Origin of the sequence: Streptomyces bugieae, from assembly GCF_036352915.1 — a bacterium.
Classification (GTDB): domain Bacteria; phylum Actinomycetota; class Actinomycetes; order Streptomycetales; family Streptomycetaceae; genus Streptomyces; species Streptomyces endophytica.
This window is the reverse complement of record NZ_JAZBJP010000017.1, coordinates 41865-58907: the sequence shown is the minus strand read 5'-3', so window position 1 is coordinate 58907 and position 17043 is coordinate 41865. Positions and strand designations below refer to the sequence as shown.

The following is a 17043-nucleotide window of genomic DNA, read 5'->3' as shown; positions in this document are numbered from 1 at the left end:
GGACGGGTCAGCCTTCGTCGTCCAATGCCGCGAGGAGGGCCCTGGCCTCGGCGTGCAGCCGGTCGACGTCCACGTGACCACAGAAAACCTGCAATCCGGGGGAGGTCAGGTCCGGCCTGCCGGGAACCACGTAGTACGACCGGTAGTTGAGGTACGGCAAACACGCGCGGTCCGCTTCCCGCCCGACCGTCAAGGTGGCATAACACCATTCCGACGTCGAAGTGGAGCCCCGCATCGCTATCCCATCGCCCTCGCCCCTCTCGTCCGTCTCGTCCTCTGCGAGGTCCACCTCCCGGCTGTAGGGCCCGGCCGCCGTCGGCAGGTCCAGCAACGCCTGGGCGAACTCCCGTACATGGGCGGCGTCTTCGAACGGCACGAACTCCCTGAAGGCCGGCGATCCGGCCCAGAGCAGCCACCGCCGACCCGCTTCCAACGGCTCGTACACCACCGAAAGGATCGATGGAATCTCCGCCGTGGCGTCGTCCCGCCACGCGTAGAGGAAGACCTGCTCGAACTGCTGGAGGCTAGTAATCATCGTCGTCGTCCGGATACCCCCACCCGATATCTACCTTTGCGGATGGCGCCACCTCCTGCACCGCCTGGTGGACGCGCTTCTCGAACTCCGGCTGCCAGCGGCCGAGGCCGCTGATGATCAACGGGTAGTCGGTGCCGCCCACCACCTGGAGTTGCCCCTCCCACTCCTCCACCGCAAGGCGGACCGAGTGGTCCATCCCCTCGTCACGTATCACTGCCTCAAGGGCCTTCAGTATCCGCTCCGCCTGCTCCGGGGCGCTCGGCCCGGTGACGGTCAGCTCAAGATCGATGTTGACTGACATGGGCCAAGGCTATGGGCAGGGCCGAGGTGCGTCGTGCCGGGCCTACGCCTTCGCCGTCACCTCCGAAGGAACCGGGCAGTGGCTCGGTGATGACGTCTAACAGCAGCTCACACAATGAGGCGGATCGCCCCTCTGCGCTTGTGATGTTGGCGCGCACGAACGCGTGGATCCACGACTTCCGGCGCCTGCGGATCCGCTGGGAGATCCGCGACGACATCCATGAAGCCTTCCTGAAGCCGGCCTGCCGCGCCATTGCTTTCCGACGCGTCAGGGCCCTGGGTCAGCTCTCTTGAGTGGATATGGTGCGGAGGAAACGCCCAAGGATCTCGTTGAAGGTATCCGGTCGTTCCATGTTGGGGTAGTGAGCGGTGTCTTCGACGGTCGTCGCACGGCCATTGACGACGGTGTGTACGAGTCGTTCGGCCATGCCGATGTGGTCGTCAGAGTCGACGCCGCCATTGATGGCCAGTACGGGGACGGTGATCTTCGCTGCCCGTGCCCAGGTGTCTGTCACGGGCACCATGTGCATGGGTTCGGCACTGGTGTGCTTGGCGACGGTCCGCCGGGTCATCTCCCGCAGCCTGCGAACGACATCCTGGTCGACGTCGCCGAGCGTGCGGTGCGGTCCCGCCGCGAGCCGGGTGAATGCCTCGACCCAGCCCTCGGTGTCACCCGCGGCCAGCGCGCGGGCCTCCTCGGCCTCGATCTCGCCGAGCCAGGGATCCTGGAATTCGGGTTCGCTGGTGCCGACGCCGCTGACGACCAACGCACGTACCAGATCGGGGTGTTCGAGCGCGGTATCGACGGCGATGGCTCCGCCCATCGACAGTCCGACGAGGATCGCGGGACCGACGTCGAGGTGACGTAGTAGAGCTGCGAGGTCATCGGTCTGACGGAACGGCTTGTTCGCATTGGAGGAACCTCCGTGTCCGCGGGCATCCGGTGCGATCACTCGGTAGTCCCGCGCGAAGACCCGTATCTGGTCGTCCCACATGCGGTGGTCCAGTAAGCCTCCGTGCAGCAGCACCAGCGGCTGTCCTGCTCCGACGTCGCGGTAGACGAGGTGGCCGTCCCCGGTGTCGAACGAGAACATGTCAGAAGCATCAATCATGACACCCAAGGTGTCATCTTCTTCCGGAGTTGGCAACCACAGTGTCATCCTGATCGGGTGACCGATGCCGATACACCACTCGCCCCCGATGACCTCGCCCACCGACTCACGGAAGTGTTCGCCCTGGTCGGCCCGTTGTACCGACGCGTGCAGCGCAAGGTGGAACAAGCCGCACCGATCGAGGGGCTCTCCGTCGGCGTGCGCGCCGTCCTGGTCCTGCTCCTGGAGCACGGGCCCATGACCGTCCCGCAGATGGGCCGCGCACAGGCGCTGAGCCGACAATTCGTGCAGCGCATGGTCAACGACGCGGCAACCCAACAGCTGGTCGAGATCACCCCCAACCCCGCCCACCAGCGGTCCTCGCTGATCCGACTGACCGACAACGGCAGGGCGGCCATCACCGCGGCAACCATCCGTGAGCACGCCCTGCTGCGCCAGGTCGGCGGCGACCTGACCGACGCCGACCTGACCGCATGCGTGCGTGTGCTCACGCAGATGCTCGCACTCTTCGACCACGTAGACGTGAACTGACTTTCACGCTGTACGCCAGTGCCCAGGTTGGGAGCGGCTCAATGACACGTGCCCACAGGCAGGAGCGGCTCGATCCGCGCGGCCCGCACGACGCCGTCGCCGACTGCAAGCTGCGGTAGGCGCCGCGCTTGACTGACCAGCAGCAGCTCCCGGACCTGTCATGGCCGCGGCGAGGCCGCGTCCAGGAGAGCACGTCCAGCCTTGGTGAGCTCGTGCGTGGCCGTGCGACCGGCCCGGCTGCTGTCGATCAACCCGGCGTCTCGCAGGATTGCCAGGTGTTCGCTGGCCGTCGGGGGCGTGACGCCCACCAGCCTGGCCACAACGGTCGTCTGCAGCGGAGTGGCGAGCGCGGCCAGGATCCTCGATCGCGTCACCCCCAGAAGGCGGTCAAGCGACCTCGGAGTGGGAGGTGCCGCCCAGAGGTACCGCCCGGATGCCGGGTAATAGATCGCCGGAGTCCAGTGGTCCGAGGTGGTGCACTGCATCCGATCGGTGATGAACAGCGACGGGACGAGGATGAGTCCTTCAGGGCAGTCGACGTCGATGTCGACGGTCTTCTCGACGGTGATGGTGTCGCCTTCGCACACGGCGGAAGGGTGCAGGCGCGGAAGGACTGCGCGCAGCCCCTCGCGGTTGACCTGGATGGCCCGATCCAGCATCTCGGCACGCAGCGCCTGCCGCATGGACGGCCATTCCGGTTCGACAACTGCCTTCCAGAGGCGGCGCAGCGCATCGGCGGCCTCGCACCTGGCGCGGTCGGGGTCATCGAGCAGTCGGCGGCCCATTTCCGCCCCGCGCCCCACCGTCGCGTCGACCAGCTCGGCGTAGGTCTGGTCCGCCGGCGCGGCGAGGAGGGCATCCATGCCTTCCTCGAACGTTGGCTCACTGGACATCGGCGATGGGTCAAGAAAGTCGGGTCGATACGCGCCATCGGCCATGAAGACCGTGAGCGCCCCCAGGTCGGGGAGCGAGAGACTGCGGCGACGGCGAAGCCACGGGTGGAACATCGGGTGACGCTGCGGTTCGGTCAAGAGCCGGGCAAGACTGACCACTTCGTGGATCGGCGACATCGCCCACCGCACACTCGCAGCACCAGCGCCCAATCGGTAGCGGATCACTCCACCATTGTTAGGCCACCGCCGAATCGAGCGCGAGCAAAACGGCGAAGCCCCGAGACTCGGGTCATGACCGACACGGAGTCGACTGCCCGGTGTTCCAAGGAACCCGAGCGAGCCCAACAGACGCGAACGATCCGGCTGGGCGCCAGCGGATCGACCATCGAAGTCCTCGCCGGCCCGGCGGAGACCAGCGGGATCGTGAGCATCTACCGGTGGCGCATGTCGCCGTCCAGCCGGGGACCTGCCCCGCACTTTCACACGACGTTCAGCGAGACCTTCATCGTTGAAGAAGGCGAAATCGACTACTTCGATGGGCGGGCCTGGCGAACACTGCGGCTCGGCGACACCACGCATGCCGCGGTGGGCCACGTCCACGCACTCCGGAAGGAGCGCGCCGAAACCGCCACCCTCCTGATGGCACTCTCGCCAGGCGTACCGCGGGAGGAGTACTTCACAGAGCTCGCCACTGTGAACGAGCGTGACCTGAGCCGGCTCCACGAAGCCCACGACAACCACTTCGTCGACGACCACGAGCGGTGAGGGCACCGGCAACGGCACGTGGCCCGCCCACGAGCCACCCCACTACCTGGAATGCGCTCGTAGAACTGCCCCCGCGCGTGCTCACCACCGCCAACCGGGTCCGGAGGCCGACTTCGTCCGCAGTGGCCCGCAAGGTGTTGGTGATCTCTGCCTACGACCTGGAGCAGACCGGCGAGGCGTTCGCCGCGTTCGGCGCCGGCACGCTCGGCAAGCTCGCGCTCACCGTCGCCTGATCCACCCCTTTCCCAACGGGTTTCCCAGCAAAGGATTCACTGTGCCCAGCATCGCCATCGTCGGAGCCGGCCCCGGTATGGGCCTGGCCATCGCTCGTACCTTCGGCTCCCACGGCTTCGACGTCGCTCTCGTCGCCCGCAACCGCGACAAGCTCAACGACCTGGTCGGCCGGCTCGAAGCCGAAGGCATCACCGCTGCCGCGTTCCCCGCGGACGTACTCGATCATGACGCACTCACCCAGGCGCTCAAGGACGCCGCCACCCGCTTCGGCGGCATCGACGTCCTGGAGTACTCCCCGGCCGGGAGCCTCGAATCCACGCCGCTCACCGCTCCGTCGGCGACCAACCCCTCCGATGTGCAGTGGGCGATGGACTTCCTGCTCTACGGGGCCATCGCCGCCACACGGGCCGTGCTGCCCGCGATGCGCGAGGCCGGCACGGGCACCCTGCTCTACACCAACGGCGCCGGCTCGGTCGACCCCACCCCGATGCTCGGCAACCTCAACGCCGCCCAGGCCGCGCTGCGCAACTGGGTGCTCAGCCTGCACAAGGAACTGGCCGACACCGGCGTCCAGGCCGCACACGTCGCCATCGGCGTGTGGGTCGGCACGGACGGCCCGCCCGGAGTACCGACGGCCTCGGCCGAGGAAGTCGCCCCCCTCTACTGGGACCTGCACACGCAACGCGACAACGCTGAGCGCGTCGTCACCCGCTGACGCGTCCCAGGACCGACCCGTCCCAGGACCGACCCGTCCCACCACCGCTGATCCCTGATCCGCCCGTACGGCGGTGGACGCCCGCGGCGCCGTAGGACAACCGACGGCGATTGACGAAGAGCGAGAGGAAGTACGGAAGATGGCCAAGCTGGAGAGCCTGGACCCGACAACGCCGGTCTTTGCACAGCTCAAGGAGAAGACCGGGCCCATCGTCCTGGCCAACACCTTCGTCGTTCCCAAGGAGAGGACCGAAGCGTTCCTGGTCCCCTCCTCAACCCATGGCCAGGCCCTCCCCGGCCCGGCGTTTCACCCCGGGAGCGACGCCAGGCGGCCGGGTCTTGAGGATGCCGACCCGGCCGCACCGTCCGCAGCGGACTGTGCGCTTTCCGCCTCGGGCGCGGTGCGGGTGCCGGGCACCATGGCCGTGGCGGCGGCGAGGCCGAGGTGGGATTTCATGTTCAGCTCGAACCGGCCGTAGGGGTTCACGTGGGTCCAGAACAGCGGGGACAGGGCCCGTTGTAGCCGAGGGTGTCGCCGCAGGGGGCGAGACGCTTTTCTCCTCGGGGCCGGCCTCGGCGAGGCGGCGGAAGAATGCCTCCTCGCCCGAGGGCTCCGGCCAGCGCCTGGCGAACGCGCTCGCGCAGGGTGTCCCGAGGTGTCTGGGGTCGTCCGGTGGCCGTCGCATCCCCGAACCCGTTCGACAGCGGTATGCCGGCACCATCGAAGCCACCCTGCCCCAGCACACCGACCACGTGCTGTGCGAAGCCAACTGGGATGCCCTGGCCGCCGCTCTGAAACAGGCGGCGCGGTGCCGGTCGCGGCTGGATGGTCATCTGCGACCGCAGCGAGATCAGCATCCGCTGCCGCTGCGCACACCAGTGGAAGCGCATCAAGCGCAGCCACCACGAGCCGCATATCCCAGGCATCCGCTTCAGTCAGCTGCCGTTGGCGGCCCTATGTCCGCCCGACGCCCCGTGAGGTGTAGGCACAGAACGAAGCACCCGCTGCGTGCGAACAGCCCAGGCTCGGCCCTCCGCACCACCTCCACCAGACGGGCGCGGTTTTGAAACCTGCTCAGTACCTGGACGCAGGGCTCGCCGCGGGGGAGGGCGCGCACGCGATCGGCGGGCCATGCGTGGTACGGACGGCACCCATCACGTCGTCGTCAGGCACGCTCGCACAATTTGCGTGTGTGATGGAAGAGCCTCGGATCCCACGAATGCGGATTCCTCGGCGAGCCGAATGGTGCGCAGGGACCTGACCTTCTTGAGACTGCTCACATCGATACTGGCCAGCGGGCTTTCGAACGTGATGGTGTGGAGATTCGGGAAGTACGCCAGCCACTCCCAGGTGGCGTCTGAGTCAGCCTCCACCCACAAATGAGTGAGGCGGGTCCGGTCGCAGCCAGATTGGAACTCCTCAGGCGTGATCGTGCCTGTTATCCGAATCCGAGAACGGCCGCCGAACCGTCGGAGCGCATGCAGTTCCTGCGCATTCGAGACGCAGAAGTAGAGATCTTCCTCTCTGAGGTGAGCAATGACTTCCTCAGCAAATCGATCGCACTCGAAACGACTCCAGACCCTGGCCAGTTCCGAACGGACACGGAGGTCCGAGAGGTCGCGATATTTCGCCAGTACGGAGATCGCGGCGTCGGTGGCAAGGCGGGTAGCAGACAATACGGTGAAGTATGCCTCGTCTTCGGAGAGCCCCTGCGGCCCGGGAAGCAGGTCCAGAACGACCGGACCCACATCAGCCAGAGCGCGGGCCTGATCCGCCGATCGAGGCGGAATCAGCGCCGCGGCCCGCTGCTCCACCTTCATCCGCACGTCCGGGCTCAGTTCTGTTGCATGTTCCAAACAGGCCGCTGCCAGCAGGTGGAGACGCCTGCTGTCCTTCTCCGATGCGTCACCTCGTTCTATAAGACCGGTCAGCAGCCGGGTTCGCTCCATGGTCCGAGCGTGGGCAATGGACATCCGGATGACGTCCTCCCACTGATCGAGATGCGCGTGCGCGATGAGGAAATCGAAGTCAAGACCTTCTACCGCAGCCTTGGCACCCAGATAGTCCTGAAAAGTGCGGTGAATGAAATCCATGGAGCCTGTACTGGGTTCGCGCAGGAGACCACTGCGGATCAGCAGGTGGTGATAGATCTCCTCAGCCGTCCCCTGATCGGCGATCTTCGGCATCGCGGGTAGTGCGTGCTCCAGCAGCTCGATGGCATCAGTCCGATCCATCTCGGAACGACCGTTGCGGATCATCCAGTAGGCAAGCTTCTGGATCAGCTGGATGTGATGTTCCTCGCCGATGCGGATGGTGCCCGGCTTGTAGATTCCTCGCTCCCGGTCACGCCGGGAAAGCAGCATGGAGAGGGCGGCGTCGTAGACCTCCTTCCGGCCGTCCGGAAGGTAGCCACGACGGTCCTGGTGAAGGGCGCAGATCAGCGCGCACATCAGGGGGTTGGTGGCGAGGCGGCCGAGGTCTTGTTTGGCTCGTACGGATTGCAGGAGATCTGTGGCATAGCGATCACCAATGCCCGCGGCCTTGTGCCACCGCCTGATGAACTCGGCGACGTTCTCCCGGCTCATCGGAGCAAGGTCGAGCTCTGCGAAGTCGTCACCGACCAACCAGTCCTGGCGTACGGCCGAAGGGCGAGAGGTCACCAGCCACCGGTTGTGCGGGTAGGCACTGACCAGCTCCTGCAGCCAACGGCGTGCCTCTTGGCGTTCGCTTTCCGGAATTTCGTCGATCCCGTCGACCAGGATCAACCCACGCTTTGACCTCAACACCCTGTCAAACCACCCTGTGGGCTGGAGGCTGGCGATGGGGCAGTCAACGGCGGCCAGGAATCCATCGGGTGTGGGGAGTTTGGCGCCGCCTCGGGTCAGGGTGCGCAGCGGCAGTACAAAGGGCACGAGGCCGTAGAGATACAGGAGTCGTTCGTCGAGAGCCTTCCGCGCCGTGGATACTGCCAGCCACTGTACGAGCGTCGTTTTCCCTGACCCTGCAACGCCCCGGAGCAACACTCGGTCACGACCGGCCAAGATGTGATCGGCGGGGAGGAGTGTGGGGAGGTCATGCGTTCTGCCGCCCGCTGCGTCCAAGCTCAGATAGGCGGCGTCGAGCGGCCAATTCTCAGGCGCCTCGGACAGATCGAGCCCAAAAATGGTTAATTTTCCGTGCTTGGCGGCAATGTACTCGGCGTAGCGCTCCTCGAAAGGCCCGTCGGCCGGCGAGGGAGTGCGGGCGATCAGGGAGTCGATCTTCAGGGACAACTCTTCGATCTGACGGCTGTGTTCGATCAGCGTACGGGCCACAAAAGTGGATCTCTGGGTGAAGAAGTGCAGGATATGGAGGCACGCAGTGTCGAGCACGCTCGCATGAAGTGTCACTGCGTCGCTGGATAAACCGAGAGTGGCCGAGGGGCTCTGCGACCGTAAATGCCGGGAGAGCGCAAGGTGTCCGAGCTGCACGGCTTGCACATCGTCCATGTCGATGTAGCCCAGCGACCTCAGCGAGTCCGCTACGGCATGTGCCACAGCGCGCTGTTCGTATGCCGGCAGACGTTCCTCGACGCCGGTGGACTGCGCCGCGCGGTTCACCAGCTCCTCGGCAATCTTGTGCAGATCTTCGTCCGACAGGACTCGTTTCTCGCCCTTGAACGAAACGAGCTTCGAGACGCGCAGCGGCCGGTCGACCAAACCAGCACCGGGGCCGTCTGCTACGAAGAGCCTCTTGATCAGCGGCGCTACAACGCTTGAGGCGAGACGAGCGCCAATGGCAGCGGCTTCCATTTACTCCCCGGTTGGTGTGAGGACGGCAGCCAACCGTCGACCCGGCAGCAGCTTAGGAGATGCAGCGATGGGCTGTCCGGGAAACAGCCCAAGTGCGGTGGTCAGCGGCCAATCGCTGCCAGGGTGCCTGGTAGATCGTCATGTGCCCTGGTCTTGGAGCTGTCTGCAAAACCAGGTGGCCTCAGCGGACCATCTGGGTAAGGTCGGGCAATGCCTGAGCTGAAGCCGCTGCATGCCGGCCATGCCCCGGCGGTCCTGGCCTTCGAGCTGACGAACCGCGCCTACTTCGCTGCCTCGGTCCCGGACCGCGGCGACGACTTCTTCGACCAGTTCGCCGACCGGTACAACGCCTTGCTGACTGAGCAGGAGGCCGGAATCTGCGCCTTCCACGTGCTCGTCGCCGAGGACAGCTCGGTACTCGGCAGGTTCAATCTGGTCGACATCGAGGACCACACTGCGGAACTCGGATACCGGGTCGCGCAGCACATCGCCGGCCGCGGCGTCGCGACCGCGACCGTCCGGGAGCTGTGCCAGCTGGCGGCGGCCCAGCACGGGCTGCGTAGGCTGCGGGCAGCCACGGCCCTCCGGAATGTCGCGTCTCAGAAGGTGCTGACCAAAGCAGGGTTCGTCCCTGTCGGCCCGGCCGATCCGGCCCATCTCAGCGGTGAGCCAGGCACCTGGTATCAGCGCGACCTGGTGATCCAGCCGTACAGCGCGATGTTGCCTGAGGACCGGCTGCGGGAAGGCCGCGGCCACCGCTGATCAACGGTGTGTGAAGACCAACGATCTTGCGGTGGCCGCTGGTCACAGCGCAGACCCTGTCTGCTGGAAGGAAGCGTTCGAGGGCCTGAGGGGCCGGAGGGTGGGCTGGGGAGACCGGCCCAGCAGCCCCTCCCGAACGGCGTGCATCCGCACCCCTGCACCGTGCACGACCTGACGAACGCATGCTCCGCGTTCCTCCGGGAGGCCGTTCATGGGCGAAGTGGACTGCTGAATGTCTTCACCCCCCACGCGACGTCCGGCCTGGCCGTCATCGAGACCGGCACGGGCAGTGACGACGACCTGCTGGCGGCGCTTCGCGACATCCTTCCTGCGGACGGTCGTTGGCAGGACCGCCACGGCGGTCCAGGCCGCGGCAGCGGCCATGTGCTCCCGGCTCTGGTCCCGCCACACGCCACGTTGCCCGTGGTCGATGGCGCGCTGGAGCTGGGGCCCTCGCAGTCCGTCGTACTGGTGAACTCCGACCGGGACAGCTCCGAGCGCGCAGTCAGGCTGTCCTTCCTCAGCTGACCGGACGGCCCACGCGGTCGTGCGACTGACGGCCCCCGTTGGCAGCCGATGACGCACGAGAGTGTCCGGCTGCCCCCGCGGGCGGCGCTGCCTCTTCGCAATTCGCGGGCTGCCTGCTCCATGGTCTCCTGCGCCTCCACTCGCCCGCTCCGGATCGGTCCGGCGAGCCTTACCAGGAGTAAGCTGGAACCACCGAGGGCACTCCGTACACCAGCCTCAACGCTCGTGTCGTTTTCGGCGATTCACGACACCGGGCCGGATACGGTGGGCCCGGGGCAGGGTCCGCGTCATGACCACGACCATTCCGTACACGCCTGCGGTCGAGGACCGGACCGCTTCGCTACCCCTCCGACTCATGCTGGCGCCGGCCGGCACCGCTCCGGCTCTGCTCGACGGTGCGTGGTGGCCCCGCTCCCGTGACCTCACGGTGGAACTTCCCGCGCTGACGGCCGTCCTCGATCCCCTGTGGGGGCGGATCACGCGCGTCACGGTGAACCCCACCTTCTGGCCGGTCATCCCACGAAAGGTGCCCGTCGACGGGCATGTGGTGGGTGTCGGCTGGTTCAAGGCCGAGCAAGATCCCCACAAGCTGCTGCTGTTCTCCTACACCGTCGGCCGTTGGGACCTGCTGGTCATCCCTCCGGAGACCAGCCCGGCCACCGCCGCGCGGCTCATGATCGAGGCCGCCGATCCACTGGGCATCCGCACCGCGAGCGCCCTGATGAACGAAGCGGAGCAACGCCGGATCGCGGAGGAGACGGAACTGTCCCTGGTCTCGGTCTGGGACTCCGAAGGCGGCCATGGAGCAGGCCTGCCGACCTCTCGTTCACCCGCCCGAGCAGTCATTGCTCAGGTATCAGATGCGACGGAAGGTATCTGAGCGTCGTCTCGGTCGTCGCGAGCGCGACGTCGAACCCGCAGCCCGCTCCGGAGACAAGCCCCAGGCCAACAGCCTGGGGCTGATCTCTTGTCCGGACTGTCTCCCACAGTGCGCCGTTCGCGCGCCGCAACATGCCCACCAGTGCCGCGTTGGCACATAGTGCTGGATAGGCGGCAGCGCCGCACCCACGACTCCCATTCCATTGCCCAGACCCGGCCGGCAACGGTGCGGGCCGGGCCGACTGCTCGTCGGACCGGATCTCGCCGCCGTTCATGCCCCTATCTCTCGGCCATCTCGGCCGCCTCCCTTCTCTCTTGGCTGAGGGAGAAGGCCGGTTACCGTCGTCGCACGGGGCTGCTTGCCCAATTACGTCCGGGCCCTTCTCCGCATACCAGTCGAGATGCCGCCGAAGGTCGGTCCGTATAAAGGTCGCCCGCGCCGTCGCTTTGGGCCTCCCGGTGACGGTGCAGCAGCTGCGGCACGAGCCGCCGAAAGCCAGGACGGATTCGCAGCGGCTGACGACGTTCGTTCCCGTTGCGCGGATCGCACCACAACTCCCCCTGATACGCCGCCATGCGCCGCCGTCGGCGGCGCACTGGCACCACCAGCACCAGAACGCCCAGCAGTGCCACTGCCCCCAGGGACATCCGTGCACGAACGGTTCCAGCCCGCGTTTTTGTGCTGGCCGTGAGTTCGCTCGGCTGTCAAGGCGTGATGTCCACGCATGCTCGAGGCAGTGGCCCTGGGTAAGCGCTGCGCCATTCGGGCGACATCTGGGTCCTCCCTCTATCCAGGACCGCCGGTGATGCCTTAAATAGCAATAGTGAGTCCGGAGGTCGCCCATCCCTCTCGGGGCTCATGTTTTGCCGGTTGGCCGGTAGCGGCCAGCGGCATTTCCTTATGGGCGCTCCTTGGACGGCTGGTCAGTTGCCCCTCCCGGCTGTTATGTGACTGCCAGTCGGTCCTTGAGGAGCCCCGAACTAGATCCACGCAGACCTAGATCGCGAGGGCTCAACATGGGCAAGGTTTGTCAGCCGAAAAGGCATCAACTGCTTTGAGTCGTGGGGTGTGGAAAATCAGCTCACGCCGCCGACTCCGCTGAATTCGGCCATACCGGTATCGGCGGATCCCCGCTCAAGCTGAGCTCCACGGACCGCTAGCACGCCCAAGTGACCAGCTCGGACGGCAAGTCCGCCGGTTTCCAGGCTCCCTCAGTCTCCGTCAGGCCTGGATGCCGGACGTCCTCTGCGTCCGGAACGGGCGACGGCCCGGCATGAGGCGGCCTCCGGTGCGGCGTCACCAGGAGCACGCGGTACGAGCGCCGACGCCTGAGTGCGCTCAGGCAGCTGTGAGAGTGCGCCCACCACGCTCGGTCGAAGCCTTCCTGTTCCTCCCGGCGCGCAGCAATTGGCACGGCTCACCCCGCACCCAAGGCGCCGGTCGCAGTGGTGCAAGCGCACCGCACTCGCACCGTTCCGGGGCGGCATCAGGGCTGCCCTGGAACCTTTGGAAAGGAAATCCACGATGGCAACATCCGTACCTCTGGGTACCGCCGCCACCTACGGGGTGCTCGCCAACACGGCGATCACCAACACCGGCCCCACCGTGGTCGCCGGCGACCTCGGAGTGAGCCCCGCCGGTGCGGTGACCGGCTTTCCTCCCGGAACGGTCACCGGAACCATCCACGTGAACGACGCTGCCGCGGCGCAGGCCCAGGCCGACCTGCTCACTGGGTATGCCAACGCACTCTCCCAACCGGTCACGGGCACCGTCGCGACGGAACTCGGAGGGACCACCCTGACCCCCGGCGTGTACAACGCCGCCTCGGGCACGTTCTCCCTCAACGGGACACTGACCCTGGACGCTCAGGGCAACCCCAACGCCGTCTTCATCTTCAAGACAACCACCACGCTCATCACGGGAGCCGCCGGCAACGTCAACCTCATCAACCAGGCGCAGTCCAGCAACGTGTTCTGGCAGGTCGGCAGTTCCGCGACGCTCGGCGCCGGCTCCACCATCAGGGGCAGCATCCTCGCCTTCACCTCGATCACCGCCACCACGGGGGCCACCGTGGACGGCCGGCTGCTGGCTCTCGGCGCCGCCGTCACGCTGGACTCGAACGCGGTCACCGTGCCGCCCCTGTCCACCTGCCAGGTGGTGATCCAGCCGGTGGCCGGGCCGGTGGTGGTCGGGCAGCCGACTCCCGTGTCCGCTCTGGTGACCTGTAACGGCCTGCCGGTCTCGGGTGCCACGGTGACCTTCACCGGTGGTGCGGTCCCGGTGACCGCCACCACCAACGCGGCGGGCATCGCCACCGGATCGCTCACCTTCAACACGGCCGGGCCCGCCACCATCACTGCCACCGTCACCGCGGCCGGCAGCGGGTGCGCGTGCACCGGCGTCGTCTCCGCGCCCCTCCCCATCACCGTCACTCCGCAGCCGTCCTGCCTGGTGGTGATCCAGCCGGTGGCCGGGCCGGTGGTGGTCGGGCAGCCGACCCCCGTCTCCGCTGTGGTGACCTGCAACGGTCTGCCGGTCGTCGGTGGGTCGGTGACCTTCACCGGTGGTGCGGTCCCGGTGACCGCCACCACCAACGCGGCCGGTGTCGCCACCGGAACGCTGACCTTCAACACGGCCGGGACCGCCACGGTCACTGCCACGGTCACCGCGGCCGGCACCGGGTGCGCGTGCACCGGCGTCGCGTCCGCGCCCCTCACCATCCCCGTCACTCCGGCGACGGGCCCGCTGAGCTTGGCGCCCGCCTGCTGGCACGTCAACCTGCCCATCCCGATTCCGAGCCTGTTCGTGGCGACGTTGACGGCCACCCTCACGCCGGCCCAAGCGGGAGTCACGGTCACCTTCTACGTCTCCGGGCTGCCGGTGGGATCCGCGGTGACCAATGCCAACGGCATCGCCACCCTCAACGCCGGCCTGTCCATCCTGCAGATCAGCGCCAACAGCTACACGGCGACCGCCACCGTCGGCGGCGTCCCGGTCCAGGCCACCGGCGCCCTGAGGCCCTGCTTCCCGCCGGCGTGACCGGCCTGCGCCCGATCGACCGGGGTGGCGTGACGGGTCCTGTGACGGTACTCGCGCACAGGTCTGGTCCACGCAGTGCCGCCCCTGACCTGAGGGCCTTCCGGTAAGCGGCCCGTCCCGCACGGGCTGTCCCCCGTCGTGGAAGGACAGGGGACAGCCCCCTCAGACTTACCGGTGGGCCAGCCGGCTCCACGATGTCGGCAGGACAGGGACCGGGGGTGTATCAGCCCCGGCTGCCGGTGCGTGGACGGCTCATCGGTGAGGACCGGGGCCGGTGCTTTCCTGGGGCATCGGTCCGGGACAACGGAGCGGCTCTCGCATCCCAGGACCCGGCGTGGCGCCGCCAGGTGGCCGGTAAGACGTTTTCAGCGACATCCCGAGCGCCCGCCGAGCCCGTACCACCCCGTAGTGAACCCAGCCAGTGAGTGGACGGTTTCCATGAGCCTTGCCGCGTTCCTTCTCGCCCTCGGCGTCACGTGTCGCATCACCCGTTTCATCACCAAGGACACGCTGGCGGCGGGGTTCAGATCATGGATTGGCGCTCACTTCGGTGACGACTCCCGGGCCGCATATCTGGTCAGCTGCGGATGGTGCACGAGCATCTGGGTCGCCACCGCCACAGCCTTGTACGCCTCCTGCTTGGGAGGCTCTCCATGGTTCCAGGCGCCGGCGACCGCTCTCTCACTCTCCTACCTGGCGGGACTCGCTTCACGGTGGCTGGACTGACCAGCCCCTCCATACCTGTCCGTTGCGCGGCGCCTCCCGGTCAGACGCACTCCATGGAGCCTCGGAGCCCCAGATGATTCCGGCCACGATTCGGCGCTGACGAACCGAAACCTGAAAGGATCGCAGCCATGCCATGCAATTGCGGCGGGGGAACTCCTCAGACCGTCATCGGCTACCAATTGAACCTGCCCGACGGCACATTCCGTCAATACGTCACCTACCAGGAAGCCGAGGCTGCAAATCAACGAGCAGGTGGCACTGGGTCGATCACTATCGTGATGCAGTGACGCCTGCCCGGTGGTCAGGGCCCCTCAGCCTTGCAGCCGCGGGCACCGCCGAAACACGTCGCACCAATGAAGTGCTCGGGCTTGCGCTCGTGGCGGCGTGTGGGCCCGCTGGTCCGCCGGATGTTCACCGCCTTCGAGCGGCACGGCCCTGCGCGCAGGCAATCGGCATACTCCCAGCAGCGCCCGTGGCTCCCCAGCGGCCTGACTCTGCTGGAACGCTCGCGACCTGGGGCTGCATGGCTCACACCGTGCCGGTGGCAATCGGCCCAGGTCCGGAAGTGCAGCATGCCGACGGACCCCGCAGGGACTCCGGCAGTGCGTCTGCGTCTGGCCGTTTCGTGACGGGCGCCGGGCCCGACCCCGGGCGGCCCGGCGACGACGGGGACGGAGACGAGACGGCGTGACTGGCCATGACGCTACTGAAGCCCGGCCGCCAGTACTGGTAGTGCACGGCGCGGGACTGACGAGGGGAGGAAGACGTGGAACGAGCGGAATGGCCTCTGATCAGTCAGCCGCCACTCGCAGCCGGTGAGGTGCCCGCGGCCGGACCTGGCTGATTTCTCTCGGCGCGCCGATGCGCAAGCGCGGCGTACGACGGCGAACTCACCAGGGCCGTTACCCCCGGGCGCCGTCTTCGCGATCTGTCCCTGGCGAGGCCCGCGCTACAGACTTCGTGTGCTCCACCAGTACGCCCGAACGCAGCACGGCAAGCGGAGAGCGTCACTGTGTACCCCGCGACAAGCGCCGCCCGGCGCTGTCGGGTAGCCGTGCCGCCGCCCGGCAGTTCGGCGGAGCCTCAGGAAGCCCGCGGCCGTCACTGACCCCAGACGGCCGCGGTTTTCGTGGCTTTGTGGCCTGGGCGCCATGGGGTGGCATTTTCCCCATTGGTTCGAACTATTCGAATGCGTTGTGTGCGATGCTCGACGGCTCGCTGCTGCCCTGTCCTTGAGCTGCGTCCCCGGACCGCGAACGGACGTGATGTCATTCGACGCGGTGCGGGCTGTGGCGGGCGACGCTCAGGTCGACACGCGTAATCGAGCCGTAGCTGCCGTCGCCCCCCCGATGGTCAGCGGCGGCCGGGGCGGAAGAAGGCACTGGAGGACCGCAAGGTGCTGTGCGGCATCTTGTTCGTCTTCCACACCGGCACCCAGTGGGAGTGGCTGCCCGGTGAGTTCGGGTTCGGCTCGAGGATGACTTGCTGGCGGCGGCTGCGGGACTGGAACAATGCCGGAGTGTGGCAGCGGCTGCACGAGATGCCGCTGGACGAGCTGAGGGCTACCGGTCGTCTGGATCTCTTGCCGCATGGACACGTTGGTGGACTTGCCGGACTCGGCGTGCGAGATGGACGTGCTCTCCACGTCGTGATCGCTGATCACCGGGACAGCTTGTCGGCGAAGTCGAGGTCGTCGATGCCAGGGCCGACGACCTCGATGGTGGACGCCGACCACATCGCGTCCATGCCCGCGTCCCCCACACCTTCTGGCCCTGCCGGTAGGACTGCAGGTGAGATTTGAGAGCGGGGTACGGCGAGCTGCCGTACGGCAGGCGCATCACGGTCGGCGGCGGTTCGGTCGAGCCGTACGGCACCGGCCGGTACATCGCCGTAACGGGTGATAGGCGAGGAGGCGCGCCTCCGCGACTCGACGAGCTGCCACACGTGCTCGCCTGGTTGCTCAGCTTGAACTCGGAGTAGGTTTGGGCATATTCGACGGAGGCTTCCCCGTTCCGTGAATCGTTGACCATCCGAGGCTGAGAATCAGCGCCAGTGCCAGGTAGGAGACGCCCAGCGTCCACCAGGCTTGCCGCTCCGTTGGACTTGGGGGATACCCCCTTTTCAGGCTGGCACTCAGTGAATGCCTGAGCTGAAGACTTGGATTATCGCCGTCGAGTAGCAGCTTGTACGTTACCTCTTGCCGTCTACCAATTACGTGAGCCGGCATTTCTA

The 17043-nt window shown here is 67.0% G+C and carries 14 protein-coding genes and 3 pseudogenes; 11 read left to right on the top strand and 6 right to left on the bottom strand.

Features of this window, described 5'->3' with window-relative positions; translation table 11 throughout:
• Positions 1–7: 7 nt before the first annotated feature.
• Both V2J85_RS24095 and V2J85_RS24090 read right to left on the bottom strand, forming a co-directional pair.
• The gene (locus V2J85_RS24095) at positions 8–535 is read right to left on the bottom strand and encodes a hypothetical protein (protein ID WP_330822688.1); all 528 of its coding nucleotides are present in this window, start codon (positions 533–535) and stop codon (positions 8–10) included.
• Complete coding sequence (locus V2J85_RS24090) at positions 525–836, bottom strand: hypothetical protein (RefSeq protein WP_261953834.1); 312 nt, start codon at positions 834–836, stop codon at positions 525–527. The genes V2J85_RS24095 and V2J85_RS24090 overlap by 11 nt, the downstream gene beginning before the upstream one ends.
• 143 nt (positions 837–979) lie before the next feature.
• Between V2J85_RS24090 and V2J85_RS24085 the strand changes: the two are divergent.
• A pseudogene (locus V2J85_RS24085) lies at positions 980–1129 on the top strand (IS5/IS1182 family transposase); the annotation flags it as partial.
• Here V2J85_RS24085 and V2J85_RS24080 read toward each other — a convergent pair.
• Positions 1117–1929 carry an alpha/beta fold hydrolase gene (locus tag V2J85_RS24080; protein ID WP_330822687.1) on the bottom strand — a complete coding sequence of 271 codons (813 nt, stop codon included), beginning with the start codon at positions 1927–1929 and terminating at the stop codon, positions 1117–1119. The pseudogene V2J85_RS24085 and the gene V2J85_RS24080 sit on opposite strands and share 13 nt — an antisense overlap.
• 75 nt (positions 1930–2004) lie before the next feature.
• On the opposite strand from V2J85_RS24080, the gene V2J85_RS24075 reads away from it, so the two are divergent.
• The gene (locus tag V2J85_RS24075; protein ID WP_261953836.1) at positions 2005–2478 is read left to right on the top strand and encodes a MarR family winged helix-turn-helix transcriptional regulator; all 474 of its coding nucleotides are present in this window, start codon (positions 2005–2007) and stop codon (positions 2476–2478) included.
• A 158-nt stretch (positions 2479–2636) separates the two neighbouring features.
• Here V2J85_RS24075 and V2J85_RS24070 read toward each other — a convergent pair whose 3' ends face one another.
• Positions 2637–3596 carry a DUF5937 family protein gene (locus tag V2J85_RS24070; protein WP_330822686.1) on the bottom strand — a complete coding sequence of 320 codons (960 nt, stop codon included), beginning with the start codon at positions 3594–3596 and terminating at the stop codon, positions 2637–2639.
• A 66-nt stretch (positions 3597–3662) separates the two neighbouring features.
• On the opposite strand from V2J85_RS24070, the gene V2J85_RS24065 reads away from it, so the two are divergent.
• From V2J85_RS24065 to V2J85_RS24055, 3 genes are all read left to right on the top strand, one after another.
• Positions 3663–4136, top strand: a complete 474-nt coding sequence (locus tag V2J85_RS24065; RefSeq protein WP_330822685.1) for a cupin domain-containing protein — start codon at positions 3663–3665, stop codon at positions 4134–4136.
• A gap of 274 nt (positions 4137–4410) precedes the next feature.
• The gene (locus V2J85_RS24060) at positions 4411–5085 is read left to right on the top strand and encodes an SDR family NAD(P)-dependent oxidoreductase (RefSeq protein WP_330822684.1); all 675 of its coding nucleotides are present in this window, start codon (positions 4411–4413) and stop codon (positions 5083–5085) included.
• Positions 5086–5224: 139 nt separating this feature from the next.
• Positions 5225–5563: a hypothetical protein gene (locus V2J85_RS24055; RefSeq protein ID WP_261953840.1), complete on the top strand. Its 339-nt coding sequence runs from the start codon at positions 5225–5227 to the stop codon at positions 5561–5563.
• A 676-nt stretch (positions 5564–6239) separates the two neighbouring features.
• On the opposite strand, the gene V2J85_RS24050 is transcribed toward V2J85_RS24055, so the two are convergent.
• Positions 6240–8876, bottom strand: a complete 2637-nt coding sequence (locus tag V2J85_RS24050) for an NACHT domain-containing protein (protein WP_261953841.1) — start codon at positions 8874–8876, stop codon at positions 6240–6242.
• Positions 8877–9086: 210 nt separating this feature from the next.
• Between V2J85_RS24050 and V2J85_RS24045 the strand changes: the two genes are divergently transcribed.
• The 6 genes and pseudogenes from V2J85_RS24045 to V2J85_RS24025 form a co-directional block, all read left to right on the top strand.
• Positions 9087–9638 (top strand): GNAT family N-acetyltransferase, encoded by a 552-nt coding sequence (locus V2J85_RS24045; RefSeq protein WP_261953842.1) that lies wholly within the window; start codon positions 9087–9089, stop codon positions 9636–9638.
• Between the two features lie 162 nt (positions 9639–9800).
• Positions 9801–10166 (top strand): YjbQ family protein, encoded by a 366-nt coding sequence (locus V2J85_RS24040; RefSeq protein WP_330822683.1) that lies wholly within the window; start codon positions 9801–9803, stop codon positions 10164–10166.
• Between the two features lie 289 nt (positions 10167–10455).
• Positions 10456–11046 (top strand): DUF5994 family protein, encoded by a 591-nt coding sequence (locus tag V2J85_RS24035; RefSeq protein ID WP_330822682.1) that lies wholly within the window; start codon positions 10456–10458, stop codon positions 11044–11046.
• Positions 11047–12570: 1524 nt separating this feature from the next.
• Entirely contained in the window at positions 12571–14085 is a 1515-nt protein-coding gene (locus tag V2J85_RS24030; RefSeq protein ID WP_261953845.1) for an ice-binding family protein, read from the top strand.
• Positions 14086–14939: 854 nt separating this feature from the next.
• Positions 14940–15098 carry a DUF7196 family protein gene (locus tag V2J85_RS41410; RefSeq protein ID WP_419836827.1) on the top strand — a complete coding sequence of 53 codons (159 nt, stop codon included), beginning with the start codon at positions 14940–14942 and terminating at the stop codon, positions 15096–15098.
• A gap of 1070 nt (positions 15099–16168) precedes the next feature.
• Positions 16169–16393, top strand: a pseudogene (locus tag V2J85_RS24025) (transposase); the annotation flags it as partial.
• On the opposite strand, the pseudogene V2J85_RS24020 reads toward V2J85_RS24025, so the two are convergent.
• A pseudogene (locus V2J85_RS24020) lies at positions 16391–16601 on the bottom strand (TraM recognition domain-containing protein); the annotation flags it as partial. The pseudogenes V2J85_RS24025 and V2J85_RS24020 overlap by 3 nt on opposite strands.
• Between the last annotated feature and the right edge of the window lie 442 nt (positions 16602–17043).

Excerpts from the sequence above, each read along its gene's own strand:
- V2J85_RS24045 (WP_261953842.1), top strand. The coding sequence starts at position 9,087 with ATGCCTGAGCTGAAGCCGCTGCATGCCGGCCATGCCCCGGCGGTCCTG.
- V2J85_RS24055 (WP_261953840.1), top strand. The coding sequence starts at position 5,225 with ATGGCCAAGCTGGAGAGCCTGGACCCGACAACGCCGGTCTTTGCACAG.
- V2J85_RS24035 (WP_330822682.1), top strand. The coding sequence starts at position 10,456 with ATGACCACGACCATTCCGTACACGCCTGCGGTCGAGGACCGGACCGCT.
- V2J85_RS24090 (WP_261953834.1), bottom strand. The coding sequence starts at position 836 with ATGTCAGTCAACATCGATCTTGAGCTGACCGTCACCGGGCCGAGCGCC.
- V2J85_RS24050 (WP_261953841.1), bottom strand. The coding sequence starts at position 8,876 with ATGGAAGCCGCTGCCATTGGCGCTCGTCTCGCCTCAAGCGTTGTAGCG.
- V2J85_RS24095 (WP_330822688.1), bottom strand. The coding sequence starts at position 535 with ATGATTACTAGCCTCCAGCAGTTCGAGCAGGTCTTCCTCTACGCGTGG.
- V2J85_RS24080 (WP_330822687.1), bottom strand. The coding sequence starts at position 1,929 with ATGTTCTCGTTCGACACCGGGGACGGCCACCTCGTCTACCGCGACGTC.
- V2J85_RS41410 (WP_419836827.1), top strand. The coding sequence starts at position 14,940 with ATGCCATGCAATTGCGGCGGGGGAACTCCTCAGACCGTCATCGGCTAC.
- V2J85_RS24030 (WP_261953845.1), top strand. The coding sequence starts at position 12,571 with ATGGCAACATCCGTACCTCTGGGTACCGCCGCCACCTACGGGGTGCTC.
- V2J85_RS24065 (WP_330822685.1), top strand. The coding sequence starts at position 3,663 with ATGACCGACACGGAGTCGACTGCCCGGTGTTCCAAGGAACCCGAGCGA.